Annotated in this window: 32 protein-coding genes; 18 read left to right on the forward strand and 14 right to left on the reverse strand. The window is 60.6% G+C overall.

Features of this window, described 5'->3' with window-relative positions; translation table 11 throughout:
- From RI101_14655 to RI101_14665, 3 genes are all read right to left on the reverse strand, one after another.
- The coding region (locus tag RI101_14655) for a carotenoid biosynthesis protein (protein ID MEC4891289.1) at positions 1-820 on the reverse strand (820 nt) is incomplete at its 3' end.
- Positions 821-896: 76 nt separating this feature from the next.
- A complete protein-coding gene (locus RI101_14660) occupies positions 897-1,880 on the reverse strand; it encodes an NAD-dependent epimerase/dehydratase family protein (protein MEC4891290.1) in 984 nt (327 codons plus the stop codon).
- Positions 1,881-1,980: 100 nt separating this feature from the next.
- Positions 1,981-2,871: a polyprenyl synthetase family protein gene (locus RI101_14665; protein MEC4891291.1), complete on the reverse strand. Its 891-nt coding sequence runs from the start codon at positions 2,869-2,871 to the stop codon at positions 1,981-1,983.
- 122 nt (positions 2,872-2,993) lie between these two features.
- Between RI101_14665 and RI101_14670 the strand changes: the two genes are divergently transcribed.
- From RI101_14670 to RI101_14705, 8 genes are all read left to right on the forward strand, one after another.
- A complete protein-coding gene (locus RI101_14670; GenBank protein ID MEC4891292.1) occupies positions 2,994-3,284 on the forward strand; it encodes a hypothetical protein in 291 nt (96 codons plus the stop codon).
- On the forward strand, positions 3,281-3,616 hold the full coding sequence (locus RI101_14675; GenBank protein ID MEC4891293.1) for a hypothetical protein: 336 nt from the start codon (positions 3,281-3,283) through the stop codon (positions 3,614-3,616). The genes RI101_14670 and RI101_14675 overlap by 4 nt, the downstream gene beginning before the upstream one ends.
- Before the next feature lie 17 nt (positions 3,617-3,633).
- Positions 3,634-4,011: a hypothetical protein gene (locus tag RI101_14680; GenBank protein ID MEC4891294.1), complete on the forward strand. Its 378-nt coding sequence runs from the start codon at positions 3,634-3,636 to the stop codon at positions 4,009-4,011.
- 32 nt (positions 4,012-4,043) lie between these two features.
- On the forward strand, positions 4,044-4,667 hold the full coding sequence (locus RI101_14685; protein ID MEC4891295.1) for a hypothetical protein: 624 nt from the start codon (positions 4,044-4,046) through the stop codon (positions 4,665-4,667).
- 163 nt (positions 4,668-4,830) lie between these two features.
- Positions 4,831-5,475 (forward strand): hypothetical protein, encoded by a 645-nt coding sequence (locus RI101_14690; GenBank protein MEC4891296.1) that lies wholly within the window; start codon positions 4,831-4,833, stop codon positions 5,473-5,475.
- 47 nt (positions 5,476-5,522) lie between these two features.
- Entirely contained in the window at positions 5,523-6,584 is a 1,062-nt protein-coding gene (locus RI101_14695) for a hypothetical protein (GenBank protein MEC4891297.1), read from the forward strand.
- 67 nt (positions 6,585-6,651) lie between these two features.
- The gene (locus tag RI101_14700) at positions 6,652-7,758 is read left to right on the forward strand and encodes a DUF2914 domain-containing protein (GenBank protein MEC4891298.1); all 1,107 of its coding nucleotides are present in this window, start codon (positions 6,652-6,654) and stop codon (positions 7,756-7,758) included.
- A gap of 83 nt (positions 7,759-7,841) precedes the next feature.
- Positions 7,842-8,204 (forward strand): DUF1499 domain-containing protein, encoded by a 363-nt coding sequence (locus tag RI101_14705; protein MEC4891299.1) that lies wholly within the window; start codon positions 7,842-7,844, stop codon positions 8,202-8,204.
- 59 nt (positions 8,205-8,263) lie between these two features.
- Here RI101_14705 and RI101_14710 read toward each other — a convergent pair whose 3' ends face one another.
- Complete coding sequence (locus tag RI101_14710; protein ID MEC4891300.1) at positions 8,264-8,440, reverse strand: hypothetical protein; 177 nt, start codon at positions 8,438-8,440, stop codon at positions 8,264-8,266.
- A gap of 183 nt (positions 8,441-8,623) precedes the next feature.
- Here RI101_14710 and RI101_14715 point away from each other — a divergent pair, with 183 nt between their 5' ends.
- From RI101_14715 to ylqF, 3 genes are all read left to right on the forward strand, one after another.
- Positions 8,624-9,064, forward strand: a complete 441-nt coding sequence (locus tag RI101_14715) for an S-adenosylmethionine decarboxylase (GenBank protein ID MEC4891301.1) — start codon at positions 8,624-8,626, stop codon at positions 9,062-9,064.
- 83 nt (positions 9,065-9,147) lie between these two features.
- Positions 9,148-9,483: an SCP2 sterol-binding domain-containing protein gene (locus RI101_14720; GenBank protein MEC4891302.1), complete on the forward strand. Its 336-nt coding sequence runs from the start codon at positions 9,148-9,150 to the stop codon at positions 9,481-9,483.
- Positions 9,484-9,591: 108 nt separating this feature from the next.
- Positions 9,592-10,449 (forward strand): ribosome biogenesis GTPase YlqF, encoded by an 858-nt coding sequence (gene ylqF / locus RI101_14725; GenBank protein MEC4891303.1) that lies wholly within the window; start codon positions 9,592-9,594, stop codon positions 10,447-10,449.
- Between the two features lie 15 nt (positions 10,450-10,464).
- Here the strand turns inward: ylqF and RI101_14730 are convergent, their stop codons facing one another.
- The 7 genes from RI101_14730 to RI101_14760 form a co-directional block, all read right to left on the reverse strand.
- Positions 10,465-13,665, reverse strand: a complete 3,201-nt coding sequence (locus tag RI101_14730) for an efflux RND transporter permease subunit (GenBank protein ID MEC4891304.1) — start codon at positions 13,663-13,665, stop codon at positions 10,465-10,467.
- An 84-nt stretch (positions 13,666-13,749) separates the two neighbouring features.
- Positions 13,750-14,937, reverse strand: a complete 1,188-nt coding sequence (locus RI101_14735; protein MEC4891305.1) for an efflux RND transporter periplasmic adaptor subunit — start codon at positions 14,935-14,937, stop codon at positions 13,750-13,752.
- The gene (locus RI101_14740) at positions 14,934-15,578 is read right to left on the reverse strand and encodes a TetR/AcrR family transcriptional regulator (GenBank protein MEC4891306.1); all 645 of its coding nucleotides are present in this window, start codon (positions 15,576-15,578) and stop codon (positions 14,934-14,936) included. Before RI101_14740 ends, RI101_14735 begins: the two co-directional genes overlap by 4 nt.
- A 121-nt stretch (positions 15,579-15,699) precedes the next feature.
- Entirely contained in the window at positions 15,700-16,131 is a 432-nt protein-coding gene (locus tag RI101_14745; GenBank protein ID MEC4891307.1) for a PilZ domain-containing protein, read from the reverse strand.
- A gap of 103 nt (positions 16,132-16,234) precedes the next feature.
- Positions 16,235-16,612: a hypothetical protein gene (locus tag RI101_14750; protein ID MEC4891308.1), complete on the reverse strand. Its 378-nt coding sequence runs from the start codon at positions 16,610-16,612 to the stop codon at positions 16,235-16,237.
- Positions 16,613-16,795: 183 nt separating this feature from the next.
- Positions 16,796-17,326 carry a hypothetical protein gene (locus RI101_14755; GenBank protein ID MEC4891309.1) on the reverse strand — a complete coding sequence of 177 codons (531 nt, stop codon included), beginning with the start codon at positions 17,324-17,326 and terminating at the stop codon, positions 16,796-16,798.
- A gap of 3 nt (positions 17,327-17,329) precedes the next feature.
- Complete coding sequence (locus tag RI101_14760) at positions 17,330-17,854, reverse strand: hypothetical protein (protein ID MEC4891310.1); 525 nt, start codon at positions 17,852-17,854, stop codon at positions 17,330-17,332.
- Positions 17,855-18,023: 169 nt separating this feature from the next.
- Here RI101_14760 and RI101_14765 point away from each other — a divergent pair, with 169 nt between their 5' ends.
- The 6 genes from RI101_14765 (at position 18,024) to RI101_14790 (ending at position 23,458) form a co-directional block, all read left to right on the forward strand.
- The gene (locus RI101_14765) at positions 18,024-18,521 is read left to right on the forward strand and encodes a thiamine pyrophosphate-binding protein (GenBank protein ID MEC4891311.1); all 498 of its coding nucleotides are present in this window, start codon (positions 18,024-18,026) and stop codon (positions 18,519-18,521) included.
- Positions 18,518-19,096, forward strand: coding sequence for a thiamine pyrophosphate-dependent enzyme (locus RI101_14770; GenBank protein MEC4891312.1), 579 nt, complete (start codon positions 18,518-18,520; stop codon positions 19,094-19,096). Before RI101_14765 ends, RI101_14770 begins: the two co-directional genes overlap by 4 nt.
- A gap of 87 nt (positions 19,097-19,183) precedes the next feature.
- Positions 19,184-20,266 carry an alanine--glyoxylate aminotransferase family protein gene (locus RI101_14775; GenBank protein ID MEC4891313.1) on the forward strand — a complete coding sequence of 361 codons (1,083 nt, stop codon included), beginning with the start codon at positions 19,184-19,186 and terminating at the stop codon, positions 20,264-20,266.
- Entirely contained in the window at positions 20,263-20,982 is a 720-nt protein-coding gene (locus RI101_14780; GenBank protein MEC4891314.1) for a phosphocholine cytidylyltransferase family protein, read from the forward strand. Before RI101_14775 ends, RI101_14780 begins: the two co-directional genes overlap by 4 nt.
- A gap of 66 nt (positions 20,983-21,048) precedes the next feature.
- Positions 21,049-22,473 (forward strand): CDP-alcohol phosphatidyltransferase family protein, encoded by a 1,425-nt coding sequence (locus RI101_14785; protein ID MEC4891315.1) that lies wholly within the window; start codon positions 21,049-21,051, stop codon positions 22,471-22,473.
- The gene (locus RI101_14790) at positions 22,466-23,458 is read left to right on the forward strand and encodes a lysylphosphatidylglycerol synthase transmembrane domain-containing protein (protein MEC4891316.1); all 993 of its coding nucleotides are present in this window, start codon (positions 22,466-22,468) and stop codon (positions 23,456-23,458) included. The genes RI101_14785 and RI101_14790 overlap by 8 nt, the downstream gene beginning before the upstream one ends.
- Here the strand turns inward: RI101_14790 and RI101_14795 are convergent.
- Both RI101_14795 and RI101_14800 read right to left on the reverse strand, forming a co-directional pair.
- Complete coding sequence (locus RI101_14795) at positions 23,455-23,835, reverse strand: PilZ domain-containing protein (GenBank protein MEC4891317.1); 381 nt, start codon at positions 23,833-23,835, stop codon at positions 23,455-23,457. The two genes, RI101_14790 and RI101_14795, sit on opposite strands and share 4 nt — an antisense overlap.
- 482 nt (positions 23,836-24,317) lie before the next feature.
- Positions 24,318-24,515 carry a hypothetical protein gene (locus tag RI101_14800; GenBank protein ID MEC4891318.1) on the reverse strand — a complete coding sequence of 66 codons (198 nt, stop codon included), beginning with the start codon at positions 24,513-24,515 and terminating at the stop codon, positions 24,318-24,320.
- 311 nt (positions 24,516-24,826) lie between these two features.
- Between RI101_14800 and RI101_14805 the strand changes: the two genes are divergently transcribed.
- Entirely contained in the window at positions 24,827-25,081 is a 255-nt protein-coding gene (locus tag RI101_14805; GenBank protein MEC4891319.1) for a hypothetical protein, read from the forward strand.
- 243 nt (positions 25,082-25,324) lie between these two features.
- Here the strand turns inward: RI101_14805 and RI101_14810 are convergent, their stop codons facing one another.
- The gene (locus tag RI101_14810) at positions 25,325-26,926 is read right to left on the reverse strand and encodes a class I SAM-dependent methyltransferase (GenBank protein ID MEC4891320.1); all 1,602 of its coding nucleotides are present in this window, start codon (positions 26,924-26,926) and stop codon (positions 25,325-25,327) included.

Here is a 26,926-nt window from a genome sequence, read left to right on the forward strand (position 1 = left end):
GACCGGGCGGGCGGGTGGGAGCTGGCGGGGGGTGATACAGGAGCCGGATCAGCAGCAGGACGGTGACCGGCACATACATCAGTGTGCCGGTCATGCCGAGGAGATCTTCGCCGATCCAAAACGTCATCGCAAGGTTGAACGCAAGCACACCATAATAAAGGCCGGCGCCAAGGAGAAGCCGCGGGGTGGCGGACCGGTGTTCGATGGTGCCGAGCGCCGGAAGCCGGCGCTCGAGCGGGAAATAAATCGCGAGCGAAATCAGGCCCACCACGGCCCAGCCGGCGTAATTAGCCAGGGGCACGCCGAAGTGTGTGCCGGGATCGGGATAGTAATAGATCTTGCCCAGGAACCAGCGGTCGCCGCGCAGCGCCACCGGATCGATCACCATATCGATGAAGGCAAAGAAGAGCGCGGTGAGCAGGAGGGCCGGCCAGCCGGTCCGCACCGCTCGATCGAGTCGCAGCGGCAGCAGCCAGGGAGGCGTGCCTGTGCTGTCAGCTCGCGGGAGCAGGAAACAGAGCGCCAGGCAGTAGGCGGCATAGAGCAGGAAACTGAACGAAATCGAATCCATGAAGGGAATATTGGAGAAATATAGTTCTTGGCCGACGGTCGATCCGTTGTAGTGGTACCAGCCGAACGGAACGCCGTTGCGCGTGGAGGAATATTCGCAGATGAACGCGGTGGCCCAGCTGATTAACCAGAAGCGCCAGGTGCGGGGCCAGCCGATGAGCTGGATCGCGGCGAAGAGGAACGCCGCCAGGAAGGCGAAGACATAGGGGCGGAAGAGAATGGTTTTCAGAAAGAGGGTGAAAAAGTCCATAGCGGAAGTCTTCAGCTTTCAGCGATCAGCCGTCAGCCAAGTGCTGAATGCTGAGAGCTGATGGCTGGCAGTGATCTTATGCGTAGCCATGCTCCCGGAACCAGCGCACGGCTTTCTCCAGGGCCACCTCCGGCGGGGTCTGGGGAATGCCGAGTTCGCGGATCGCTTTGCTGCAATCGTAGTGCATCTTGTATTTGGCCATCTTCACGCCTTCCAGCGGAATGCGCGGAGGAATGCCGGTGATAGAGGAGAAGGCCAGGTTCAGATAGGCGAGGGGCAGCACGAGTTCGCGCGGGAGTTTGAGCGACGGCGCGTTCACGCCGGTCAATCGGCTCAGAATCTCGAAGATCTCGCGCAGCATCAGATTGTTTGCGCCGAGGATGTACCGTTCACCGATCCGGCCCTTCTCCATGGCGAGGAGATGGCCTGTGGCCACATCGTCCACATCGACGATATTCATCCCGGTTTCGATATAGGCCGGCATCCGGCCTTTCATGAAATCGACGATCATTTGGCCGGTCGGCGTCGGTTTCACATCGCCTTCCCCGACAGGGGCGCTCGGATTGACGATGACGACCGGCAACCCTGCGTGTGCCAGTTTCAGCACTTCCTGCTCGGCCAGATACTTCGACCGTTTGTAGTGACCGGCCATCTGCTCCAGCGACACCGGCGTCTCTTCCGTGCCCAGTCCGCCGCCGGGCGGCAGTCCGATCGCGCCGATCGTGCTGCAGTAGACGATCCGCTCGGTGCCCACGTCCCGTGCGGCCTCCATGATGTTTTGGGTGCCTGTCACGTTGACGTCGTAGAAAATCGACGGGTTGCGCGCCCACAGGGCATAGTGGGCGGCGACGTGATAGAGCTGCTGGCAGCCGGTCAGGGCCTTGCGCAGCGAGTCTGTGTCGCGCAAGTCGCCGTAGGCGCCTTCGAGCTTGAATTGTTGGAGATTGCTGAAGTCGCTGTCGCGGCGCGCGAGGACGCGAACCTCGGTTCCCGCCTTGAGCAGCGCGCGGACCACCGCGGATCCCACAAATCCGGTCGCCCCTGTGACGAGAGCTTTCATCGATTGTGCGCAGGCGAGAGGCTAGGGGCAAAAGGCGAGAGGTGATAAGCGAAGGCAATAATTCTCTGGCCCATAGCCTCGTGCCTCTTGCCACGCGCCGCTAGGAGCGGCGGGACGTAATATACCGCGCGATTTCGCGCAGTGGATCGGCGGACGGACCGAAGGATGACAGCCGGTTGATGGCGCGCTCCACGCAGTCATCGGCCAGTTTCTTCGCGCCGTCCACGCCGTAGAAGGTGGGATAGGTCTTTTTCCCGCGTTCGGCGTCGGTGTTCGGATTCTTGCCGAGTTCCTCGCGCGTGCCGGTCACATTCAGCACATCGTCGGCGATTTGAAAGGCCAGGCCGATATCTTCCGCATAGCCGGTCATGTCGTCCAATTGCCGGTCGGTCGCGCCCGCGGCGATGGTGCCCATGCGGACGGCGGCGCGCATCAGCATACCGGTCTTGTGTTTGTGAATGTTCTGAAGTGTGGGGAGGTCGATATCCTTGTTCTCGGCCTGAATGTCGAACACCTGTCCGCCCACCATCCCCAGGTTGCCCGAGCCGTAGGCGAGTTCCTGAATCAACCGCACTTGCCGGGCCGGATCGCAGCCCTTCATCAGATCGGGGCGGCTCACTACATCGAACGCCATGGTGAGCAGCGCGTCACCGGCGAGAATGGCCATCGCTTCGCCATACACTTTATGGTTTGTCGGCTTCCCGCGGCGGAAGTCGTCGTTGTCCATCGACGGCAAATCGTCGTGAATGAGCGAGTAGGTATGGATGAATTCCAGCGAGCAGGCCACGGCCATCAAGCCTGGCGGGCTCGTGCCGAGCGCTTCCGCCGCGGCAATCGTCAGAATTGGCCGCACCCGTTTGCCGCCCGCCATGAGGCTATAGCGCATGCTCTCATGGAGCGTCGTGGGCGGCGTCGTGGCCGATGGGCTCACGTCATCCAAAAAACGATCAACCGCAATCCGCTTTTGTTCGAGATAGTCCTTGATGTTCATGGGGATGAGATGGGTTTGTGATAAACGATTGTAGCCCGGCGCGGAGAGTACCAAACAGGCTGGGGGCTGTCAAACCACGCCCCTTGCCTCTCGCCTCGCGCCTTCGCTATACTCCCTCCACTATGAGCATTCGAAGAGCCGGTGGAGATTGGGAGCCGATGCTGCTGGGGATCGAGCCCCGGAGCTGCAAGGTCTGCAACGAAGGCCTCTATCGCAATAAGACCTTCTTGAGCGGCGGCTGGTCCCGGTGCGCCGTGTGCGATGAGTTTGTCCATTATAGTTGTCTTGCCAGCGGCAAGGTCTCCTTTTTGAAAGCGCGTCCTCGCGTGTGCAAGACCTGCCGCGCCGCCCAAGAGGGCACCCCCTCTCCTTCGCCCTCGAAGGACGAGACGCCGGCTGCCGTCGGGTCGTGACGCCCGCATCCCACTCGCATCCCGCTCCTTCCCGTTCCCGGTGGCACCAGCTGCTGTCCGATTCGATTCGCTGGGTCCTGGCGCCCCTGGTGCTGGTGTTCAGCGGATTCTTCACGGCGAATTTTGTCATCAGCGGCCTCTATACATGGCCGCGGACGAGCCGTGTGTTGGCGCTCACGCTGACGGTGCTCATCCTGTCCTACGAATTTGTGTATAAGGAACAGCTCGCGCGCGGCCTCGCGCCTGAACGAGCCCGCATGGTGCTTCTGTCTGCCTGTGTGGCGCCGTATGTGGTCGGGTGGGTGTTGATGATGGCGCTCTGGCTCTTGTAGCCGGTTATGGGAGGCATATGGCGCAGGTCATTCGCAGCGGCGCGTTTCTCCAGCAATGCTGGTCGGTGCATCCTCTCTGTGTGACTGTCAAGCGGGTGACTGAGGGGAACACCGTTGTCCTGCTCTGCAGTTCCTGCCGGTCCGCGCATCATTTGCAATGTGCCGCGATCGTCGCGAAGCCATCAGCGGCCCCGAGCCAGCCGGAGGATCCGGAGCTGTCCGGCCCCGGTGACGTGACAGGGCCGTCGCAGCTCGCGGCCTGCATCGAAGCCCATGCGCCCGCGTTGTCGCTGCGCGAGATGGATGTGTTCGAGGATTACGCCGTGCTGCGCTGCGCGGACTGCCGCTGTCACTATGCGCTGGCCGTGGCGGTGTTCGAAACCCGTCAGAAATAACCTCCGTTCCCTGCGCCCTCGGCATCATCCCTATGCTGCACACGACGAATGCGTTGACCGAAGAAGAAATGGCCCTGGTGGCCGATGCGCAGTTTTTTCGCAAGAAGGCGCAGATCTCGGCGAAGGTGCGCGGGTGGCTGGACGCCACGCACGTGGCGCTGATGGAGGAGCTGCGCCAGGCGAACGTGCTCACGCCGCTGGGTTTCGATCCGCGCGCCCATCAGTTCGTGAAGGGCGAGCATCTGGAATCGTTCCCCTATCAATACCTCGATTGTCCGAAGCATTTCGGCGGAGGGGCGACGTTCACCTTCCGGACGCTCTTTTGGTGGGGCCATCATCTGGCCTGCGCCCTGATGCTGGAGGGGCCGGGCCTCAAGCAGTACAAGCGGCACCTCGTCGATCGGTTCCATCAAGTGGCCGGGCAGGAGTTGGAGCTGTCGCTGGCCCCCACGTTGTGGGAATGGAAGCGCGGCGAAGGCTATACCCTGCCGATCACGCACGATCGGAAGGCGCAGATTGCGGCGGTCCTTGCCGAGCGCCGGGTTGTCAAGATCGTACGATTCGTGCCCATGAGCGATCCGCGGCTGCAAGCCGGCCAGTTGCCCGTCCTCAGCCGGGACACGTTTCGGGCGATCCTCCCTATCGTCTCCGCCTAATGGCGGGGTGCCGGCAATTGTCTCTCCGTGCCGACTTGGGTAGACTGGTTCCCATTCAATGACATCTATGATTCAGACGCTGCGAGGCAGGGTGATGAAGCGATGAGAGAGGCCGGAGGTGTCCGGCAAGCGGTCAATGGTCTATGAGCGTGAGGAGGAGCCTGTGAAACTTGTCATGATGCGGCAGGTGATGAGGTTGGGGCTGGTCGGTCTGATGTTGATGGGGGCTGGGTGTGCGGGCAAGGGCGACACGCGGCTGCTCGATGTGCGGACGCCGGTGCCGGCATCCGCCGCGCAGGGAGACCAGGTGACGATCGTCATCGAGCCATTTGAAGATCGGCGAGCGGACAAGAGCCGGGTCGGGATGCGGAGCCATCTCTGGGGTGGGGTAACGTATTTCAATGTCACTGGGGAACGGCCGGGCGACGTGATCGCGCAGGCCTTGGCGGAGCGGCTCAAAAACCGTGGCTGGCGTGACCGATCCTGGAACGTACGCGTCGCGCCGGCGGGGTCTGTGGCCGATGCCGATATTCTCATCAGCGGGCAGGTGAATGATTTTTCAGCCAATGCCAAGAGCCGGGTCTTCTCGACCGTCGTGACGGCCTCCAGTAAAATTACCGTGCAGGCGCGCAACCTTGGCGATAAGAGCACGACGACGCGCACCGTCGAAGGGGCGCAGAGCCGGACGGTGTTCTGGTTTGACGAGGCCGATGTGCAAGAATTGCTGGCCGCCACGTTGCAGGACGGGATCAACCGGTTCGTCAGCGATACCACGATCGAGCAGCGGGCTCTCCGGGCCACGCACTGACCGCGACCAATCGTTGTGGCAACAGGTGAGTAAGCAGGGGCGTTGCAATGCGTGAGCGGCGCTGGGAAACGACAACTCCGCTGACGTTTGGCCAGGTGTTGGCCGTCGGGGAGCGATTGGCTTCGCTGGGCTTGAAGCCGGCGGTTCCAGCGCAGGACGTCATCTGCTACGTCGAAGAATGGACCGTCGCCGCGCCGGACGAATTCGACCAGCTGGATCCCTGGGCCACAGAAGATGTGACGCTCGTGCATGTGCGAGAGGGCTGGAAGGGTGATTTCTTTCTCCTGGCCGGCGCCTACCATACCGTCTACCAGCGCTATCAGGATGTCGGCACCTACTGCTCGGTGAGCCACCCGTGGCGCATTCGGGAGCCGCTGCGGCTGCACGAGCCGCGCGGAATGTTCTGGCTCGGGTTTCGGCATGCCCATTCCTTTCTCCGCGTCCGGTTGCAGACCTGCGAGGTGATTACGCCGGGTGAAACCCGCGGGGATGCCATGCGGCCGCAATGGCTGGATGAGCGCCGTGCCGCCTTCCTCGATGCCATTGCGACGCTGGAATTGCCGATTGAAACGCTCATTGAAAAGAACCAAGTCGTGTTGCGTCCGGCCGATCCCGCGACCCCGTTCTTTTGTTCCTGGCCCGACGCCTTTGGCCCGTCCCAGTTTGAATACAATACGACGGACGCGTTTGAGTTCCTGGTCCCGGCCAGCAAGCTGGCATCGACGGTTGTGCCGGAGCTGGCCGGAGTGCGGGCCTACCTGACCGGCTTTTCCGAAGAGGCCCTGACGGAGTTTCAAGCCATCGAAGCCGGCGCCCGCTTCGCCTACCGCTGCTCGGTCCATTGCCCGCTGGACGAATTGCCCGAGGTGTTGGACGCGATTCAGCCCGACGGCCGCCTCTATGCCACACTCTGCGAGTTTCAGACCCAGGCGGTCATTCCCGAAGGCGAGGACGCGTCGGCGATCATCGGCATCGTCGGCCAAAACGGACAGTTTCAAATCGAAGTGCGCCTGAACCGGGCTCCGCTGGCTGAAGAAGCGATGGGGGCATGGCTGGAGCGCCTGATCGGGTACTCCGTCACGTATGCACCCTTGCCAGCGTTTGTCTGACACCGGCGTGCGCTTCCGAATCTAGAATTTCATTGAACAAACCATTCGGATTTCGCACAGTGGTGGCATGAGTCCGCTCACGAAGGTTCAGGCCATTTTCACGAAACCCTTCATGCCGGCGGTGTTCTTTCTGTCCGGTGTGACCTACGATACCCTCACGCTGACCCGTATTGACCGGCTCCAGGACAATCTCCTCTTGCTTCTCTACATTGTGCTGCTGGGTTTGTTGATTGTGCTCACCGGCCGGCTGGGGATTGCGCCGGCGGAAACTCATGAGCTGGAGCATCCGTCCGGGCTCGCGCGCCTGCTGTTGCGGACGAGGCCCTACTATCCCATGGCGATGCAGTTCCTCCTGGGCGGGCTCTTCAGCGCCTATGCGATTTTCTATTCGCGGAGCGCCTCGCTGACGAGCACCGGCATCTTTCTGGGCCTCCTCGTGCTGTTGCTGGTGGGAAACGAGTTCCTGCGCGATCGGCTGTCGAATCTGCGTCTGCTGGTCAGCCTCTATGCACTGGTCTGCTTCAGTTTCTTCACGTTCTTCCTGCCGGTGATGGTCGGTTCCATCGGAACCTGGGTGTTCCTTCTTGGAGCCGGGTTGAGCGTCATCGTCACGCTGCGAGTCGTGCATCTCATCTACAAAGACAATCGGGAACGGAGCGCGCGGGAGGCGATGGGGACCAGTGTGCCCGGTATCGCCCTCATCGGCCTGCTGGTCGGCTTCTACTTTCTCAACTGGATTCCGCCGGTGCCGCTGTCGATGAAATTCGGCGGCATGTATCGGGAGGTGCAGCGGCAGGGGGATCGCTTCCTTCTGACCTATGACCGGGATTGGTACGAGGTCTGGAAGCGGTCGGAGAATCCCTACCCTGCAAACGAGCCGATCTATTGTTTCACCGCCGTGTTCGCGCCGGTGGCGCTGGATACGACTGTCTATCACCATTGGTACTTCCGTCCGAACCGCAGCAAGCCCTTCGCCCATGCCGACAAGATCCCGATCAAGATCGTGGGCGGCCGCGAAGGCGGCTATCGGGCCTACACCTTCAAGCAGCGGCTCGATCCCGGCGACTGGCGGGTCGATGTGGAAACGGAAGACGGCCGCGTCGTCGGGCGGGTGTCGGTGCGAGTGGAGGAGCGGGGTGAGCGTCCGACGTCACTGAGGACGGCGGCCTATTGACCCTGGCAGGCTCGGTGTTGATTTTTGAGCACTGGTTACGTGACATTGGGTGTGTCTATGAGTGAATCATTGCCAAAGGCGACATGAATCCTCTCGTTTTAGCGCCCCGTCCTTCCAGCCCCAACTGCGTGTCTACACAAGCCACGGACGAAGGCCATGCCATCGCTCCGTTTCGCTATCGCAAGTCACGAGCGGAGGCGAAGGAGGCGCTGAAAGAAGCCCTTCACACACTGCCTCGTACCAGGCTCGTCGAGGAAGACGAGTCCTACCTGCATTACGAGTTCACCAGCCTGCTGATCCGCTTTATCGATGATGTGGAGTTTCTCTTCGACGATGACACCAAGACCATCCACTTTCGTTCCGCGTCCCGGACTGGGTATGGCGATCTGGGGGTGAACCGGAAGCGGATGGAAGGAATCAGGTCGTTGGTGGAAGGAAAGCTGTAGCTGGGGTTGTCGTCGAGCCGCCGTATGTTAGGTCCCAGGCAAACAGATCGACAGGGGAGCTAGTGTTTGACCGGCGGAAGCACGGGGCCCAAGCGGGTCGTGTGCTGGAAGACGCACTTCGGGCAGGTGTAATGGACGAACTGGGCACCGCCGACCAGGCGTTTCTTCATGGGCACCTTGCACCAGGTGCAGAGGCGGTCGGGGAGTTCGGTTGGAGCTGCGGTTGGGGTGCTCATAGTGGGGCGCATTGTCACCGAGGGGCGCGAACCTTGTCAACTCGATCTCGTCCGTCGCGCGGAGCCTTCGATCCGAAAAAAAAGTTCGTGAGGCGCATCTGACCGGAAAAAGTTCATGGTATAGTTGGACCTAGATGTCGTGCGCGCGGGTCCTCACTTTTAACCAGAAAGGGGTTTAACCCTATGAGTATCTCGGCTGGTTCCGAGTCGTCTATCTTACCAACAAGCGCCCCAGCGGCCTCGTCGCTTCCCGTCCAAGACATGGTGGGAGCCGGCAAAGCCTGGGGACTCTGCACCTCAGTCGACCTCCAAGATTGCAATCCCGAACTGATCCGCAGTGCCGACCATATCAAGCGCTATGTTGTGGAGCTCTGCGAGCTCATCGGCATGAAACGCTTTGGCGAATGCCAGGTCGTCAATTTCGGCGAAGGCCGCGTGGCTGGGTATTCCATGGTGCAGCTGATCTCGACCTCGCTGATCAGTGGACATTTCGCCAACGACACCAACAACGCGTATCTCGACATCTTCAGTTGCAAGGGTTATGACCCAGCGGTCGTCGAAGCGTTCTCGAAGGAATTCTTCGGCGCGCGCCGCAGCATGGCCACCGCCACGCTACGGTATTAGTCGCACGCTGAGTCACCCAGGAATGGGGGCCGCGTGCTCGTGGCCCCCATTGCCGTGACCCACGATAGCCCCTCTAGCGACCCATGAAACCCACGTCCGTTGCCCAGTTTTTTCAGTCATTGCCGGCCTCGCTGGACCGGGACGCCGCTGAGGATGTCACGGTGGTCTATCAGTTCGATCTGAGCGGGACTCAGGGCGGGCAGTATTCCGTTCACGTCGCGGATGGGGCCTGTACGGTTCAGAATGGGCCGCATCCTGATCCGCACGTGACTATTTCTATGACGGGCGAAGACTGTCTCAAGCTGCTCAATGGCCAGCTCAATGCCCCGGCCAGCGTGATGACCGGCCGCCTTCGGGTGAGCGGGGATATGGGGTTGGCGCTCCAACTCAAGTCGCTGTTTCCCACCATCGGGTCGTAACCCGTCCAGGGGCCGGTTCAGTGCATGCCTCTCTGCCGGGCTTGACGCCGGTTGCTCCCCTCTGCGACGGTGTTCCACTGTCTTCTTCATCTGAAAGGCCCTGTCCCTATGTCGATCCAGTGGTTTCCCGGTCACATGAATGCGGCCCGCAAAGAAGCGGCCAAGACCATGGAAATGATCGATGTCCTCGTCGAAATCCTGGACGCGCGCATTCCCGAGGCCAGCTGCAATCCGTTGATCGAAGAGCTGCGCCAGGCCCGCCAGCGGCCCTGTTTGAAGGTGCTCAATAAAGCGGATCTGGCCGACCCCGCGGTGACCCAGGCCTGGCTCGATTTCTATAACCGGCAACCGGGCGTGAGCGCGGTGGCCCTGTCCTGCCAGCATGCGGGCGACGCCGCCAAGATTCCCCGTCTGTGCCAGCCCTTGGCGCCCCATCGCAACAGCATCGTCAAGCCGCTCCGCATGCTGATCATGGGCGTCCCCAACGTGGGCAAATCCACGTTGATGAATGCGCTCCTCAAGCGCCGCATCGCCCGCGTGGGGGATGAACCGGCCGTGACCAAGGTGCAGCAGCGGCATAAACTGAACGACCGCATGACCATCACCGACTCGCCCGGCTTGCTGTGGGGGACGATCAAAGATCCCCAGGTGGGGCTTCTGCTGGCCACGATCAACGCGGTCGGGCACACGGTTGTCGACAACGAGGCCGTGGCTGAGTTTCTCGCCGGCATCCTGCTTGCGCGGTACCCCGCCAGGCTCACGGCCCGCTATGGTTTTGCCGTCGAGGGGCTCACAAGTGCCGGGGTGATCGATGCCATCGCCAAAAAACGTGGCTGTCTGCTGGCCGGAAGCGGCGGCGCGCTGGACCGGGAAAAAGCGGCCAGGATTCTCTTGGCCGACTATCGCGACGGCACGCTGGGACGCACGAGCTTGGAGGTTCCGAAGGCGCAGGAAAGCGCTACGTAGCCGTTCCGTGTGACGCTATTGTGGGGCTGGTTGCTCCACCGCCGGGATGTGGTTCGCTGGCGAGGTGGCAGGGGCCGGCTGTTCCTCTTCGAACTTTCTCGGGAACCGTTCTTCCAAAATCATATACATCGTCGGGACGAGGAAGAGGGTCAGCAAGGTCGAGACGCTGAGTCCTCCCACGACCGATCGCGCCAGCGGGGCGTTCGTTTCTCCGCCCGTGCCCCAGCCGATGGCCATGGGCAGCAGGCCGAAGACGGTCGCGAGCGAGGTCATGAGAATGGGGCGCAACCGGGTGCGTGAGGCGGTTACCACCGCGTCATGCAACGGGCGGCCCTTGCGGCGCAGGACGTTGGTGTAGTCCACGAGCAGCACGCCGTTCGAGACGACGATGCCGAGCATCATGATGATGCCCATCATGGACGTGGTCGAGAGCGTGGTATTGGTCAGGAACAGGATCAGGATCACGCCCGGGAAGCCCATCGGCACCGAGAACATGATGATGAAGGGATCAACGAGCGATTTGAACTGCGCCGCCATCACCATGTAGACGAGCGCCAGGGCCAGGACCGTGGCGAATTGCAGCCCCTGGAAGGTCTCGCGCTGCTGCTGGATCTGTCCCGCGATCTTGAGGCTGAACCCCGTTGGCAGCTGGAGATTGGCAAAGGCGGCGTCCAGGTCGGCGGCGATGGCGCCCAGGTCGCGATTGACCGGATTCGCCGTGATGTGGACGACGCGTTGGAAGTATTTCCGGTCGATTTTCACGGGGCCGGCGTTCAGCTTGAGCGACGCGACATTTTTCAGCAGGACCGGCTCCCCCGCCTTGGTGGTGAGGAGAATATTTTCCAGATCGGTGAGGTCCTTCCGGTATTCCTCCGCCAGCCAGGCGCTGATGTAGTACTCGTTGCCGTTTTGCGGGTCGGTGTAGATGATGGGGTCGGTCTGGCCGTTGCCGTTCAGTGAAAAGAGCACGGCGTTGGCCACCTCGGTTTCGCTGATTCCCAGCAGCGCGGCCTTTTCGCGGTCCACCACGACATTGATTTCCGGATAGTTCTCTTCGCGGCTGACCTCGATGTCGGCGAGCCCCGGTATTTTGTGCATCGCGTCTTCCACCTGGCGGATCGCGCTCCGGGCCTTCTCAAAGTCGTAGCCGTAAATTTCGACGTCGATGGATTTTTGCGAACCGAAACTCGTCACTCGTTTGACCAATCCACCTGGATCGAAAAACATGGCGACCCCGGGGAACAGCTTGATGACTTTGGGGCGCACGTCGTTCATGACCTGCACCTGGGTCCGTTTCCGTTTGTCGGGCGGGACCAGATAGACGGAGATGACGGAGGTGTGCGGGCCGGTGTTGGGGTTGAAGAGGGAGGAGCGGCCCTGGGCGAGCACGCCGGTGCTGGACACCATCGTTTCCAATTCGTTCGCCGGAATATTCTCGCGCAGGACGCGTTCCACCTCCGCAACTTGCTGCTCCGTTTTCTCCACCCGCTGGCCGACGGGCGCGCGCAAGACAATCCGGAACTGGCTCTCATCCGAGACCGGCAGGAACTCGGTGCCGATCATGGGCAGCAGCAGCAGGGAGCCGAGAAAGACCAGCACCACGGCGGAGATGAAGGCCCGCCGATGGTTCAGGACCCAGCGCAACGATTCTTCGTAGCGCCGGTCCAGCGATTCGTAGCGGTCGCGGCTCCAGTCCATCATGCGCACGAACCAGCCGGGCATGGCGCGATGGGCCTCCTGCTCCGGCTTCAGGAACTTGTAGCAGAGCGCCGGGGTGACGGTGCGCGAGATGAAGAAGGAGGTGAAGAGGGCAATGGCAATGGTGACGGTCAGGGGGATCAAGAGCAGGCGCGCGATGCCGACGACGAAGAACATGGGCAGAAAGACGACCACGGTGGTGACCGTCGAGGCGAAGATCGGCATGGCCACTTCGCGGGCGGCTTCCAGGATCGCGTCCCACCGGCGCGGCGTGTCGTTCAGGTGGCGCTGAATATTTTCCAGCTCGACAATCGAGTCGTCCACCAGGCGGCCGATGCCCAGGGCCAGCCCTCCCAAGGTAAAGACGTTCAGCGTTTGACCGGTGAAATAGAGCACGATGAAGGTGACGAGAATCGACAGGGGAATCGACACGGAAATGATCAGGGTGCTCGTCAGATTGCGGAGGAAAATCAGAATGACGGCGGCGGCCAGCAGCGAGCCGTGCAGGGCCTGCTCGATCAGGTTCTGGATCGATTGGCGGATGTAGACGGACTGGTCGAAGGAGATGCCGAGTTTCACGCCGGGCGGAACGCCGATCATCTTGGGCAGCGCGGCGCGCAGCGCGTCCACGACTTCGACCGTGTTGGCGATCGGTTGTTTGTTCACGCGCAGGTAGACGGCTCTCGTGCCGTCCGTGCGGACGATGTTGGTCTGGATGTCGGACGAGTCGGTCACGGTCCCCACGTCCCGGACGCGGACGGGGCTGCCCTGCTGGTTTACCTTCACGATGACGTCCTGGATTGGATCGACGGTCTTGAATTGGTTGTTCGTGAAGACGTTGTAGTCGAGATTGCCGGCCTTGAGGTCGCCGGACGGCAAAATCAGGTTCGCGGCCTTCACCGATTTGACGACGTCGAGGATCGAGAGCCCCCGCGCATTGAGCAACGCCGGGTCCAGGTTGATGTTGATCTGGCGGATCTTGCCGCCTTCGACCGTGGCGGCGGCCACATTGGCGATCTGCTCGATTTGCGGGGCGATCGTGTTGTAGGCCAGGTCGTAGAGGGCGCGCTCGTCCAGATCGTCGCTGGAGACGGTCACAAACGAGACCGGAATATTCGAGATGTCGAACTTGACGATGAAGGGCTGCAGAATGCCGGGCGGCAAGCTGTTCAGGATTTGCGTGACCCGTTGCATCACCTCCATCTGGCCCACGTTGATGTCGGCGCCCCAGTTGAACCAGATTTGGACCGCGCCGATGCCTTGTTTCGAAAAGGACTCGACGTGTTCGACGTTGGAGGCGGAACTCACGGCCTTTTCGATGGGGTAGACGACGCTCTGTTCGATGTCGAGCGGGGGAGCCCCTTTATAGATGACGCCGACGAAGGCGACGGGGACCTGGATGTTCGGGAAGAGATCGACCGGGAGCCGATCCAGCGACGTGACGCCCAGCACCACCATCGCGAGCGACAGCATCAGGATGCCGATGCGGTTTCGTAGTGCGATGAGTGTCAGCCACATGATAGAGACGTCAAGCGTGAAACGTTAGACGTGAAACGTGGGGCGTAACCGGTCAGAGGGGGAGGCTTCTTCACTTTTCACCTTTTACGTTTCACGTTTCACGGCATTCATCGGTTGCGTTTGCACCGGGGTGCCGTCGTGCACGAGGTCCTTGCCGGAGACGATGACCTGCTCCTCGCCTGTGAGTCCCTTGGTGATCTCCACGCGATTCTCCTCGCGGGCTCCGATTTCGACATTGACGCGCTGGGCTTTCCCATCCCGCACGACATAGACATATTGCACGTCTTCCAGCCGGCTGACCGCATCGATCGGAATTTGAATGGCCTGGGGATGTGTGCCGACGCGGGCTTCGACCCGCGCGAACATGCCGCCTTTCAGATCCCGTTCTTTGTTGGGCAGGTCGATTTCCACGGTCATCGTGCGGGTGGCGCGGTTGAGGGCCTGGACGATGCGCGTGACGGTGCCTTCGAAGACGCGCTCCGGATAGGCTTCGGCGCGCACCTCCGCCTTTTGGCCGATGTGCACGAGCGGAATGTCTTTCTCGACCACTTCAATCAAAATCCGCACGGTCTCGATGTCGTGCAGGCTGAGAATGCCGCGCGAATTGGTGGAGGTGCTGGCGGTCGCGCTGGTGACAGAGGCGCCCTGATCCAGGTTGCGTTCGGCGACATAGCCGGCGAAGGGTGCGCGAATGTAGGAATAGGCCAGGTTCGTGTCCGCCTGGGCGAGGGCGACCTCCATCTGTTTGACCTGTGCCTGGAGCGATTCCAGCGCCGCGGTGGCCCCGTCGAAATTCACCTGGGCGTTGTCCAGGTCTTGTTGTGAGACGAATTGATCCGTGATGAGCGATTGCATCCGGTTGAGCATCAGTTTCGTGTTGCGGACCGCGGCCTGCTGCTGGGTGACCTTGGCCTTGGCCGCCGCCAGATTGGCCTTGGCCTGATTGACGGCATGCTGGTAGTCGGTATGGTCGATCTCGACCAGCAGTTGGTTCGCTTTGACGAAGTCCCCCTTGTCCACGTGGATTTTGGCGATGTAGCCATCGACGCGGGAGAAGAGGTTGACGACCTGGTTGGGGATGATATCTGCTGTGTAGGTCAGGCGAATCGGGAGATCTTGCTTCAGCGGAGCGACGGTCCCGACGGTAATGATGCGAGTTTTCTTGCTGTCGGTTTTGGCGCCGCTGCTCAAGCGGAACACCACCAGGGCGGTGACGGCGAAGAAAATGATCACCCCCAGGATGACGAAGGGGTGTTGCTTCAACGATTTCATATCAAGCGCCTCGTCTTGGCACGGCCGGTCGAGGGGGTGGTGACGAGGCCGTGCAGGAAGATTTCCACATAGGTTGAGACGGTGTCGTCGTACGATCGGTCCATCGGCACACCGAAGATTTCGTGCAGCAGGCGATGGTGGACGACCATGCCGATAAAGGCCCGGGCCGCCAAGAGGGGATCCACCTGGCGAAACGCGCCGTCGTCGATCCGTTGCCGGATATAGGCGGCCAGGTGATCGTAGAAAACCTTGTGATGCTTTCCGAAGAACATATCGGACAATTCGTGGCCTTCCAAGGCGCTGAACAATAAGAGCCGCAGCAACGTCGGATCGACGCCGGGGCGGATCCGGTAGCTGGCGATCAGGGTGAAGACGCGCCGGTCGTCCCGCTTCTTGGCCGATTCTTCGATGGCCCCGAGGAGTTCGTTGACGGTAACTTTCTCTGCGAGGATGGCGGCATAGAGGGCGCGCTTGGTCGGGAAATGTTTGAAGACCAATGCTTCGCTGATCCCGGCGGCCTTGGCGATCTCTTTGGTGGTGGTGCCGTTGAAGCCTTTTTTGGCGAACAAACCCGTCGCGGCCTGAATAAGGCTGGCTTGCCGCTCAGGGCTCGACCGTCTGGCTCGTGAGATCGTCGGCATACTGCTCTGGTGAGTAAGTGGTTACTTACAAAAACGTAACATGAGGCCACTCACGAAGACAAGCAACGGGTGGAATCGGGTGGGCGAGACGAATGTGGTTGGTGGGTGACGTGCCGGACTGTTATGGAGCTGGCTTGAGGCCTGTTTGAGAGTAGTGCGGCTCTTCCGCGATGGCGACGAGGGGGGCGATATCAGAGGCTGAGGCCTGGCCGAGGTGCTTCCAAAGAAAACGCCAAAGCCGGGCGCGTTCAACGGGGCTGACACGAACAAATTCAAGCCCGCACTGGGCGCCGTTTGTCCAGACGATACGGGCCTCGGTGATGCAGACCGGCTGCGGAAGATCGAGGACCAGCTTGAGCCTTTCTCCAGGACCGACCGGGCGGTACCCTTGGAGGAGGCATCCGGATTCGGACACATCCTTGAGTGCGGCGATGTCGTTCAGGTTGAGCCCTTGCTCAATAGCGATGCCAACCGGTTGCGTCATGGCAATTCGATACGTCTGCCGCCTGTCGAGCATTGTGCGGGGCTGTTTTTCGGTCGATGGTGTCGCCATGGTCACTGTCTCCTTCTGCCAATCGGACGGATCGGAACCCGGGGAACGCAGACAGCCTCTTTCAGGATGAGCCTGTCCGCCATCCAGGGAGAAGCAGGATTATTCAACACACCCCTTGGTAGGAAAAGCTGGGTTCTGCCTGAACGCGTTCCAGCAACTCTTTGAGCCGCACTCGAGAGGCTTCTGGCACCTGCTGGAGATCCACCTCAAAAGTGTCCCATGTGGACGAGGCCACCTGGGCGCCCACGAGACAGAGGTGATCGTCTGAGTCCGGGATGGCAACCATGAGGGCGAGGGCCATGCCCGGCTTGACAGGGCAATCGCCCTGGATGCTCAGGGTGTGGGCGAATAGGCTGGTCACTCTCCCGTCGCCGAGGACACATTGGCTGCCGTCTATCCCGGAATAGGATACGGCCATTCCTTCCGCCAGCATTGCCGATGGGGTATCGATGGTCAGGGATTCTTGCTTGGCACGTCTCATCTTGTTGTCCCTCCCTTGCCCTCTGTTGGAGCCGCCCGGTGGACTGACAGCTCAACCCTACCGCACAAGGGCTCCTTTGACAGCCCCCTAGGCGAGGGTGAGGGCACCCTGCTAAAGGGGGGGGGGCACTGTTCAACAATGAACGGTCACAGCATGCAGAGGGGGATTGTTGTACGGGGGAATTTAGAACACCGTGCCGGAGTTGCCCTCGGCGAGTTTTTCGCGGAGCGTGCGGCTTTCAAAGAAAATGATGCCCTCCTCGGCGCGCGATTCAAACCGCAGCGTGATTTCCGTATCGAACCCATGCCAGGCATAGACGCGGATCGGGCCGACGGAAATCTGTCCCGGTGTCCGATCGAGCGGTCCGTACTTGGATTGCAGATAGGTGAGCATCTGCTCGTGCGTCTCCTTGCCGTGGTAGCGGATCAGGACGCGGCCGAATTTTCCTTCAAACGTAGTGTACCGCAACACGTCGACCGGGATGGCGCCGAGCGCCGGAGTGCCGGTTTTCTGTTCGAAGGAGCGTAACGCGCCGGCCACTTCCACTTGCTTCAGCTGGTCGCTCTCGCCCAGTTCCGTGCCCCACAGCATTCCTTCGAATCCGTTCGGGTCGTTCACGATCGGGACGGCGAGCGCCAGGGCGGCGGGAAGCAGCAGGCCCGCGATCAAGCCGAGACACTGCGTGAGAGGCTGTCGGATGAGAGCGAGGGCCATGGGCTACTCCGCTGAATCGGTGATGTGGTCGTTGAACCGCGGAGCCAGGGTCCGGCTATCGATGAAGATGAACCCCCGCTCCGTGCTGGCCTGATAGGTCAGATTGATCTCGGTGTCTGTGCCGCGCCAGGTATATTGCTGGTTGAGACCGCGGGTCATCTGGCCGGGGATGCGCTCCAGCGGGCCGAATTGCGCTTCCATGTACTCCATGACGCGTTTATGGGTCTGGTCGCCGCTGTATCGGATGGTGACCCGGGCAAATTGATCATCGACCGAGACGTACAGGATGCTGGTCATCTCGGCATTGGCAAACGAAGGGGTGCCGGTCTTGGCGCGATACTCGCTGATATGCGGGCCGGTTCGCGCCGGTTCCAGGTCGGTGCGGGCCATGAGGGCCGTTCCCCAGGGAATGTTCTGAAATCCTTTGGGATCGTTAATCATCGGCACGGCATCGGCGGCTGAGGGCTGAAGCAGTAGGGATGACAGCAGGAGCGCAAGGATGAGCCGGCAGTTCAGAAGACAGCGCATGGCGAAAGATCCTGTCGAAATCAGTGGCCGAGGCGCACGCTACCATGCGGCCCGGCTCCGTGCAACCGCTCGCCGTTTGTTGAGAATGCGGAACGCCTGTCCTATAATGCCTTCGCTTTCACAGTCGATATCACGATGGGTGCCATGCGGGCAAAGGATTGAGACGGACATGATCGAGAGCGACGCATTCGTTCAAGCACTGCAGGACATGGGGGTAGACTTTTTCACCGGGGTGCCCGATTCGATTCTGGGCGGCATTATTGCGGAATTGATGGATCGCCGGCTCTATACGCCGGCCGTGCGGGAAGATGAAGCGGTGGGCATGGCCGCCGGGGCGTACATGGCGGGGAAAATTCCCGCCGTGTTGATGCAGAATTCCGGGCTGGGCACGTCGCTCAATACCCTGATCTCGCTCAATCAGATTTATCGTCAGCCCTGCATCCTGATCGTCTCCTGGCGGGGCCAGGGCGGGAAGGACGCGCCGGAGCATCTGGTGATGGGTGAAGTCATGCCGCAATTTCTTGACACCATGAAAATCCCGCACCGGGTCTTGACCGAGAAGACGGCCGTCGAGGATTTCAAATGGGTGGCCGAGACCTTCATGAAGCAGCGCATGCCGGTCGCACTCGTGATTACCAAAGGTGTCGTAAAGGGGTTGCATCCATGAGACCCGAAGAAGGAACGTTAATCAGCCGGGCGCAGGCGATTGCCGCGCTGCTCGAATTGCTCACCGACCAGCCGGTGATCATCTGCAACGGCTTCCCGTCGCGCGAAGCGCACAAAATCGCCGACCGGCCCACCCATTTTTACATGATCGGGTCGATGGGGAATGCCGCGGCCATCGCGCTCGGCGTGGCCTTGGCCAAGCCCAGCAAGCAGGTCATCACATTCGACGGCGACGGCAACGTGCTGATGGGCATGGGCACGCTGGCGACGGTGGGGGCCTTGAAGCCGAAGAATTTCATTCACGTCGTGTTCGACAACGAAGTGTATGGCACGACCGGGAATCAGCCGACCATTTCCAACGTAGTGCCGCTGGAAAAGGTCGCCAAAGCGGCCGGTTACGTGAACGTGGAGCGCGTGCTCGACCGCGACGATCTCGTCTACGAGTTCAAAGATATGCTGAAGAAAGACGGGCCAAGCATGTTGCTGATCAAGGTCAACGAGTTTGCGGAAGACGCCGGGCGGGTGCTCCATGAACCGCCCGACATTACCAAACGGTTTATGGCCGCCATCGAATAGAAAGGCAGGCCAGAGGCACGAGGCACGGGGCCAGGGGTAAGATTTTACCGCTGGCCCCTCGCCCCTAGCCTCTTGCCGGAAAATCGAATGATCTTATTGAATCCCGGTCCAGTCAATGTGAGCGAGCGGGTGCGGCAGGCCTTGTTGCGGCCGGATATCTGCCACCGCGAGTCGGAGTTCACCGCGCTGCTCCATCGGATCCAGGACAAGCTGTTGAAAGCGTTCGTCCCCGGTGCGGAAGCCGACTACGCGGCGGTGCTCATCACCGGCTCCGGCACGGCGGCTGTCGAATCGGCGCTCATGTCGGCCATCCCGCACGGGAAGCGCATGCTGGTGCTGAATAACGGCGTGTATGGCGAGCGCATTTCGCAGATGGTCGGCCTCCATCGGCTGGGCGTGTCTGAACTCAAGTACGACTGGACGGCCAAGCCGGACCCTGAGCGCCTCCGGCTCGCGTTGCGGCAGCATCCCGAAGTCCATGCCGTGGCCATGGTGCATCATGAGACGACGACCGGCCTCATCAATCCGGTGAAAGAAGTCGCGGAGGTGGTGGATAGCCAGAATCGCGCCTTCATTCTGGATGCGGTCAGCGGATTGGGCGGGGAGTCGCTGGATATCGCCGGGTCGCACATCTATATGGTGGCGGGGACGGCGGGGAAGTGCATCCAGGGTTTCCCGGGTGTCTCCTTCGTGCTGGTGCGCAAGGGCTTCCTGGAGCGGATGCGGAACTATCCCAAGCGCTCCTGGTATCTGCACCTGACGCATTATGTGGACGATCAGGGCCGCGGCACGATTCCTTTCACGCCTGCCGTGCAGGTCTATTACGGGTTCGACGAGGCGCTGAGCGAATTGCTGGAAGAGGGCGTGGCCAACCGCATTCAGCGCTATAAAAAAGCCTCGGCGTTGATTCGTGCGCGCATGGCGAAGCTCGGGATCAAGCCAGTGCTCACGCCGGACCGCCAGTCCAATACCATTACGGCCTATTATCTGCCCGAGGGGGTCACGTACGCGCAGCTCCATGACCGGCTGAAGTCGCAGGGCTATGTGATCTATGCCGGCCAGGGTCAGCTGGAGAGCACGGTCTTCCGGGTGGCGAACATGGGCGCGCTCACCGAGGCGCAGCTGACCGGATTTCTTGACGCATTCGAACAGGCATCTAAACCGGCATGAAAGCGATCATTCTCGCCGCCGGAGTCGGCAAACGGCTCTGGCCGGTGACCCAGCATCATCCCAAGTGTCTCATCAAGATCGGGGGAGAGACCCTGCTGCACCGGTATCTCACCTCGCTGGCGAGCGTCGGCATCCGGCAGGCCGACATTGTCGTCGGGTACAAACAAGAGATGATTCGTGCCGCCGTGGAAGCCGATGCCTGCGGAGTGCGGGTGAATTTCCTGGTCAACGACCAGTTCCATCGCGGCAGCATCTCGTCCTTGTGGATTGCGCGGACGGCGTTCACGGACGACGCGATCGTCATGGACGCCGACGTGCTGTTTCACCGGGAGATCTTGCGCCGGTTGGTGCAGTCCCCATTCGAGAACGCCCTGCTCATGGATGAAACCGTCAAGCAAACCGGCGAAGAGTGCATGGTGGTGGTGGAAGGCGGCCGGGTGATCGCCCTCACGAAGAAGATGCCGGCACGGTATGAATATGCGGGCGAAGGGGTGGGGTTTTTGCGGGTGCGGCAGGCGGATTCCCCCCATGTCGTGGCGTCGCTGCGGACCTATGTCGATCGCGAGGCCTGGCAGATGGAGTATGAAGACGCGTTGCTCGAATATTTCCGCGATGTGAAGGTCGGCCATGAAAAGATCGGCGGGCTGCCCTGGACCGAAATCGATTTTCCTGAAGATATCACCAAGGCCGAACGCGAGATCCTGCCGCGACTGTAACTGACGTTCGTGACGGGTTACGCGTCACGTGTGACGAACCACGAGAGACGAGTCACGAATCCAATTATGAGCGAAAGTCTTACCCAACAACAGGCGGACATTCAGGGCCTTGCGACGGCCATTCTGCTGCCCTCCGTGGGAGTCTTTGGGGAGCCGATCCAGCGCCGGCCCGGTGCGGCTGGGCCGTTGACCCACGTCGTGGGCATCAGCTTGTTCCAGCGGGCCGTTCTGACATTGCAACGGGCCGGCATCCGGCACTTGATCGTGCTGGCCGGTCCGGAAGAAGAGCAGCTCAAACAGGCGCTGGGCCGTGGCCCGCGTGTCACCATTCCGGTCCGATGGATGCCGATTCGGGAGTTCCCGCTCGACGATCCCCGTACCTGGGACGCGATGGCGGCGGAAGTCCATGGCTTTTGCCTGATCGCGAGCGTGTGCGGCGTCTTTTCTCGTCCCTTGATCGAACACCTTCGGCGTGAGGTGCAGGACGGGCAGGCCATCGTGGTGGCGCAGCCCGCAGGCCGGCAGGGTCTTGGTAAACAGCAGGTGCCGGTGATGGTGCAGGCGGAGCGGCTGCTGGCACTCGGTTCGGTGCGAGGCGCGTCGGCGGAATTCGTTGCGGCGGATCTCTTGGTGGTGCCGGCCAGCCTCATGCGGTCCAGGCGTGCCGCTCATTCCACGGAAGAGACGATTCCGATCCGGCAATGGATCGAGCGGGCGGCGCTCGATGGGCGGGTGCGGGTGGTGAGAACGGACCGGCATCCGGCGGAGTGGTATCAGGACGTGCGGATCCAGGCCGATGTGCCGATGGCGGAACGCCGGCTCTTCTCCTCGCTGAAAGGCGAATTCGAAGGGTTCGTCGATCGGTATTTCAACCGCAAGCTGTCGCGCTGGTTTACCCGTGTGTTTCTCGTGCTGGGCCTCTCCCCGAACGTCATCACGATGATCGCAACGGTGATCGGGCTGCTGGCGGCGGCGGGGTTCGGCATCGGTACCTACAGCGCGGGCATTCTGGCGGCGGCGCTGTTTCAACTGGCGGCGGTGATCGATTGTTGCGACGGTGAAGTGGCGCGGCTCACGTTTACGGAGTCGCCGTTCGGAGCCTGGCTCGACATTGCCATGGACAACGTCGTGCACATGGCGATATTCGGCGGGATTGCGATCGGCGCCTATCAGCGCGTTGCCGCGCAAGACGAGGCCTGGATTCCCTTGGCCCTGGGCGCGGCGGCTATTGTCGGAAACGCCCTGTCGTTCCTGCTGGTCAATCGGGCGCAGAAGATCAAGCAGGCGAGCGGGTGGAAGACCCCGGTCCATGCCGCCTGGTCGGATTTCATGTTGAAGAACGTGGCGAGCCGCGATTTTTCCGTCGTCGTGCTGCTCTTTGCCCTGCTGGGCAAGCTGGAGTGGTTTCTGTGTATGGCCGCGGCCGGGTCGATCGTGTTTGCCGCGCTGATGGTGTGGGTGATTCGTCCATCCGCTACGTCCCGTGCTTAGGCCCCTCCTCCTTGCCCTCGGGCTGGCCACACTCGGGCTCCTCGTCTGGCATATCGGGCCTGGCCGCATCTATGACGCGGCGGCGCAGCTCGGGCCGCTGGCCCTGCTCGTCATGCTCATCCCCTCGTTCATCATGTACGCGATCGAAGCCTACGGGTGGAAAGTCACGCTGGGGCCTTCGGCGCAGGCGGTGCCGTTCTGGCGCGTGTTTGCCATCAGGACCGCCGGGGAAGTGGTGAACATGACCACGCCGACCGCCTATGTCGGCGGCGAGCCGCTGAAGGCCTATCTCTTGAAAAAACACCGCGTGCCGATGGTGGAAGGCCTGGCTTCGGTCGTCATTGCCAAAACCACGATGACGATTGCCGAAGTCCTGTTCATTTTGCTCGGCATCGCGCTGGGCGTGTGGGTGTTGGGCGGGCACGATTCGTCCGGCCAGACCGTGGCGGCGGCGCTTTTGAGCGTGGGGCTGCTGGCGTTCGGGACGGCGGCCTTCGTGTTTGTGCAGCGGCGCGGCCTCTTTACCTGGATGCTGGAGACACTCCGGCGGCTGGGATTCCGGATCGGCTTTCTGGAAGCGCGGGAAGAGAAATTGCGCGAACTCGACCGGACGATCTTGGAGTTCTATACGCACCAGCGGCCGGCCTTTTATACCTCCACCGGGCTCTTTTTTCTCGGCTGGCTGGCGGAAGCGCTGGAAGTCTACGTCATCATTGATTATCTCGGCGGGCCGGCGCTGGCAGTCTCGGCCATTTCCATCGGAGCGCTTTCGGTTTTCATCAAGGGCGGGACCTTCTTCATCCCCGGCAGCCTCGGCGCACAGGACGGCGGCAATCTGCTCCTGTTGAAAGCGTTCGGCTATAGCGACGTCACCGGGATCACCTTCGCGTTGCTCCGGCGATTCCGCGAACTCGTCTGGATCGGCATCGGGCTGCTGTGTCTGGCGGTGTTGGGGAGGGGCTCGGGAACTGCGGACAAGAGTTAAGAGACCGCGCCACCCTGCTTGATCGTCGTGAGCCGTTCGATCATCCGGTCCCACACGAACCCGTGCAGGCGAAGGTCTGCCGCCCGTTCGATCTTCGTAAACTGCACGCCGATCTGGTTCTCTTTCACCCACCGCACTTCCGCCCCCTCGATCGGCAGCGACTCGGGCCGATCAGGCAGAATCAATCGCAGCAACAGGTGGCTCGTTTGAGAGGGGGGTGTGGCACATTCGATCGTGCAGCCTAACACCGACAGATTTGTCACGGTGCCTTCGCCGATCGCCGCCGCTCCCGCAAACATCACGGGATAGGTTACGGCCAGCGGGATCCGGTAGTGCTCACGTTGATAGGGCTTGGGCTGTTCCTGAGTCTGTTCCATGGTAGGAGGGAGTGTAGCGCGGCGGCAGGCCGCACGCCTATCCCCCGTTGGAGGGGAAGAAAGAGGCGTCGTCCGTGTTGGTTCTTTGCTCACTGAGCGCGCACGCAGAGATAATCAGATTTTTAAACGAAGGGTTGTGCTCGCTCAACGTGCGCAGGAGAACCAAGCACGGATGCCGCTTGGAGGAGCGTAGCTTTCAATGACTGATCCGAATCGCCATTACCTGGGAGTTATTCTTCGATGTGCCAGGGTTCTCTGCGGGCGAGTTCTGCGAGGTCTCGTGCGCCATGGATGACGTGGAGAATAATGACGTGATTTTCTGTAGGGTGTAGGCAATGCGATAGCTGCTGAACAGCAATTCGCGCAAATGGTGCCGTCCGAACTCCGGCACAATACGGCCCCGCTGCGGGGCCTGCTCCAGGCGCTCTGCGGTCTCGACAATGCGGTTGATGAAATGAACAGCGTGAAGGGTGGAGTCGCGGTCAGCGACCAGCAGACTTCCGCCATTGCGCGATTCTTTCTTTCAGTTCTTGGTGGGAGATGACGCAACTTTCATCGACATCTTGCAAGCCTCTGTCGATCATCCGTTTGAAGAAGAGCTCCTCCAGGATGTCGTCAGTGGTGACCTCGTCCGGCAGTTTTTGAATGGGTTCGAGCGCCTCGGATTTTTCTATTCCCATTGCAGCCTCCAGGGTGAATCCTACACGGCCAGTATTGCCGGAATCAGCCTGTCAGGGGAAGGAGATGAGTCAAGAGAGGCTGGACCATTTAACGCTAGAAACGAGAAAGCTTCGGTGATTCGAATCAGCCATCGGATGAATTGACAGATTTGGCTGGAGTTGTATGCTTTGTTTATATGTTTGTCCCTCCCTCTACAGGCCGAAGACGTTCGAGTGAGGAAAGTTATATCGGATCGGGTGGTTTGCTCGACCATCCAGGAATCCCTCATGAGGTCTGGACTCCAAAGGCCCGTGGCCGTTTTGGAATATACATGTCAGGTGCAATGGGTTTTACGGGAATTCTCTTTGCATTGGCGACATGGCATCTAGCAGGTATGCATATCGAAGGACCGGGTGGACTCGTCGCCTACTTGACGTTTCTCGCCTGGATCGCCTGCAATGCAGGAGGCTTGTTAACAGGGATTATTAGTGTGTTTTCGGCTGAAGCTGATGATCGCAGGGCGGCACTTTTTATTACTGCTGTGAATGCAGCATCACTCTCTTTTGTGTATTTTCTCCACCCATGACCGCCGCCGGTAATTTTTCTTGCTGATGCGAGAGAAAGACAGGCGTGAGCATTTATATCACTGACATAGGCGAGTTTTGCATGTTAGCCGAAGATGCTAGCTTTGATCGATTTCAGGCCAACGTTAAGATAACTCGGGCTGATCAGCGCGAGAAGGAGAAATCCCAAGGGGGGCAGCAAATGCATGGTAGGCCGTTAGGCTAAGCGCGTCAGTTTATTATGGTGCATATTGTGTTGTGAACCATCAATCAAAAAGACGTGGTGTGTCGATCTGCGCGATGCCATCCGCCAGTTCGGGCCAGCGGTTCACGAATGAGAGCGCGGACACACGCCCAAGTTCACGTGGCTCAATCTTGTTGAGTCCGCCGCCATAGACTCGGCCTTCTCCGCGCAGTTCGTGGGCGGTCACGCCGCGCAGGAGTTCGTGTACTTCCGCGCTTCGTTCAGGATGCTGGCGCAGCATATTCGCCAAACTATTTTTCGGATACAGCATTAAGTAGAGGTTGGTGCCGATGGCGCGCGAGCGGTTCAAAATGAAGCGAAAGGGCTGTTTTTCATTGGCGCCTCGCCCCATATAGGTGCAGAGAAAGGGCGCGGGCATGCGCTGTTCTTGTTTGTACCAAGGATCTCGTTGGCTCACGAGGTAGCCGCTCTTAATGCCAAGGTCTTCGGCTGTCTTCAGGTATGCCCATAGTGCCGGGTGACGAGTTTCGACGATGGGCTCGGGAAGATTGCAGTCGATCAGGCAAAATTGGCGGTTGATTACTGGGTAGCCATCCTCGTCGCCATCGATCACCGTTTCGGTGAGATGCCGAGGACTGGGCAAGATGGGACGTAGATAGCGATTGGGCAGTCCCAGGCGTTTCGCATTGGTTCGATCGAGTACGAAGTATTTATTGTTGCCCGTTGCGATCCCACGTTGGATTTTGAAGAGGTCTTTCAGCGTGAGGCCGGTCTTGTCATCGGCGGTTTGCCGGTCGTTTTTGGCATGGGCTGGGAAGACGGTCCATTTTCGCGATCCGCACAGGCGGTCGAGGGTGATCCTGTCTCGGATATGAGGATTGGTCATGGTGCCGCCGAACGTGAATTCGACGGCATGATTATCGGCGGGCAATGATTTGCGGAACACGAGCACCACAGACGAGACCAGTGCATCTCCAAATTGCACGTCGTCCGGGTCGAATCGGTGGGCACGGATGAGGGTTACTCGGTTCGTGAGAAAACTTTTGAGGGCCGCGCCGTAATTGACGTCCATAAATTCTGACGGTATGAGCCATGCGGCGATTCCGTCATCGTCCATCCATGCCGTGGCAAGCAATAGGAAGTGGACATAGAGACCTGCTAAGCCGCTGACCTCGATGCCGGTCAACTTAAAGGTGAGGCGTTGAAGCCGTTCCTTGTCAGTTCGTGCGAGATGATGATGCCGGACATAAGGGGGATTGGCCAAAATGACGTTGGGGGCCGGCGGGCGTGACCCGTTGGCAACGATGCGAGTGAAGTCTCCTCGCAGAACGGTGAGCCCCGCAGGGCTCCATAGTTCCTGCGCCGCTTTGCAAAAGGCCGGATCGAGTTCGATTCCGATGGCGTGTTCGATCCGCTTGCTCCCAAAGACGGCTAGGGCCGCCGAGAAAAAACTGCCGGAGCCGACGGCTGGATCGGCGAAGCGAATCCGTATCCTGTCGTGGTTGAGTTGCGTGTCAATGTATCGGGCGATTTCAACCGCTAAGCCGGGCGGTGTTGCAAACTGCCCTAAGCGGTTCCGATCGGCGGCGGATTTGGTGGCGTCGATCTCTGATTGGATTGCCTGTCGGCGCCGTTCGATGGAGTCGTCCAGTTGCGCGATCAT

It is taken from the genome of Nitrospira sp. (assembly GCA_035968315.1).
Classification (GTDB): Bacteria; Nitrospirota; Nitrospiria; order Nitrospirales; family Nitrospiraceae; genus Nitrospira_D.

Bases quoted from the DNA above. Each gene is read 5' to 3' on its own strand.
- RI101_14660 (MEC4891290.1), bottom strand. From the start codon at position 1,880: ATGAAAGCTCTCGTCACAGGGGCGACCGGATTTGTGGGATCCGCGGTG.
- RI101_14665 (MEC4891291.1), bottom strand. From the start codon at position 2,871: ATGAACATCAAGGACTATCTCGAACAAAAGCGGATTGCGGTTGATCGT.
- RI101_14670 (MEC4891292.1), top strand. From the start codon at position 2,994: ATGAGCATTCGAAGAGCCGGTGGAGATTGGGAGCCGATGCTGCTGGGG.
- RI101_14680 (MEC4891294.1), top strand. From the start codon at position 3,634: ATGGCGCAGGTCATTCGCAGCGGCGCGTTTCTCCAGCAATGCTGGTCG.
- RI101_14685 (MEC4891295.1), top strand. From the start codon at position 4,044: ATGCTGCACACGACGAATGCGTTGACCGAAGAAGAAATGGCCCTGGTG.
- RI101_14695 (MEC4891297.1), top strand. From the start codon at position 5,523: ATGCGTGAGCGGCGCTGGGAAACGACAACTCCGCTGACGTTTGGCCAG.
- RI101_14700 (MEC4891298.1), top strand. From the start codon at position 6,652: ATGAGTCCGCTCACGAAGGTTCAGGCCATTTTCACGAAACCCTTCATG.
- RI101_14705 (MEC4891299.1), top strand. From the start codon at position 7,842: ATGAATCCTCTCGTTTTAGCGCCCCGTCCTTCCAGCCCCAACTGCGTG.
- RI101_14710 (MEC4891300.1), bottom strand. From the start codon at position 8,440: ATGAGCACCCCAACCGCAGCTCCAACCGAACTCCCCGACCGCCTCTGC.
- RI101_14715 (MEC4891301.1), top strand. From the start codon at position 8,624: ATGAGTATCTCGGCTGGTTCCGAGTCGTCTATCTTACCAACAAGCGCC.
- RI101_14720 (MEC4891302.1), top strand. From the start codon at position 9,148: ATGAAACCCACGTCCGTTGCCCAGTTTTTTCAGTCATTGCCGGCCTCG.
- ylqF (MEC4891303.1), top strand. From the start codon at position 9,592: ATGTCGATCCAGTGGTTTCCCGGTCACATGAATGCGGCCCGCAAAGAA.
- RI101_14730 (MEC4891304.1), bottom strand. From the start codon at position 13,665: ATGTGGCTGACACTCATCGCACTACGAAACCGCATCGGCATCCTGATG.
- RI101_14735 (MEC4891305.1), bottom strand. From the start codon at position 14,937: ATGAAATCGTTGAAGCAACACCCCTTCGTCATCCTGGGGGTGATCATT.
- RI101_14740 (MEC4891306.1), bottom strand. From the start codon at position 15,578: ATGCCGACGATCTCACGAGCCAGACGGTCGAGCCCTGAGCGGCAAGCC.
- RI101_14745 (MEC4891307.1), bottom strand. From the start codon at position 16,131: ATGGCGACACCATCGACCGAAAAACAGCCCCGCACAATGCTCGACAGG.
- RI101_14750 (MEC4891308.1), bottom strand. From the start codon at position 16,612: ATGAGACGTGCCAAGCAAGAATCCCTGACCATCGATACCCCATCGGCA.
- RI101_14755 (MEC4891309.1), bottom strand. From the start codon at position 17,326: ATGGCCCTCGCTCTCATCCGACAGCCTCTCACGCAGTGTCTCGGCTTG.
- RI101_14760 (MEC4891310.1), bottom strand. From the start codon at position 17,854: ATGCGCTGTCTTCTGAACTGCCGGCTCATCCTTGCGCTCCTGCTGTCA.
- RI101_14765 (MEC4891311.1), top strand. From the start codon at position 18,024: ATGATCGAGAGCGACGCATTCGTTCAAGCACTGCAGGACATGGGGGTA.
- RI101_14770 (MEC4891312.1), top strand. From the start codon at position 18,518: ATGAGACCCGAAGAAGGAACGTTAATCAGCCGGGCGCAGGCGATTGCC.
- RI101_14775 (MEC4891313.1), top strand. From the start codon at position 19,184: ATGATCTTATTGAATCCCGGTCCAGTCAATGTGAGCGAGCGGGTGCGG.
- RI101_14780 (MEC4891314.1), top strand. From the start codon at position 20,263: ATGAAAGCGATCATTCTCGCCGCCGGAGTCGGCAAACGGCTCTGGCCG.
- RI101_14785 (MEC4891315.1), top strand. From the start codon at position 21,049: ATGAGCGAAAGTCTTACCCAACAACAGGCGGACATTCAGGGCCTTGCG.
- RI101_14795 (MEC4891317.1), bottom strand. From the start codon at position 23,835: ATGGAACAGACTCAGGAACAGCCCAAGCCCTATCAACGTGAGCACTAC.
- RI101_14800 (MEC4891318.1), bottom strand. From the start codon at position 24,515: ATGGGAATAGAAAAATCCGAGGCGCTCGAACCCATTCAAAAACTGCCG.
- RI101_14805 (MEC4891319.1), top strand. From the start codon at position 24,827: ATGTCAGGTGCAATGGGTTTTACGGGAATTCTCTTTGCATTGGCGACA.
- RI101_14810 (MEC4891320.1), bottom strand. From the start codon at position 26,926: ATGATCGCGCAACTGGACGACTCCATCGAACGGCGCCGACAGGCAATC.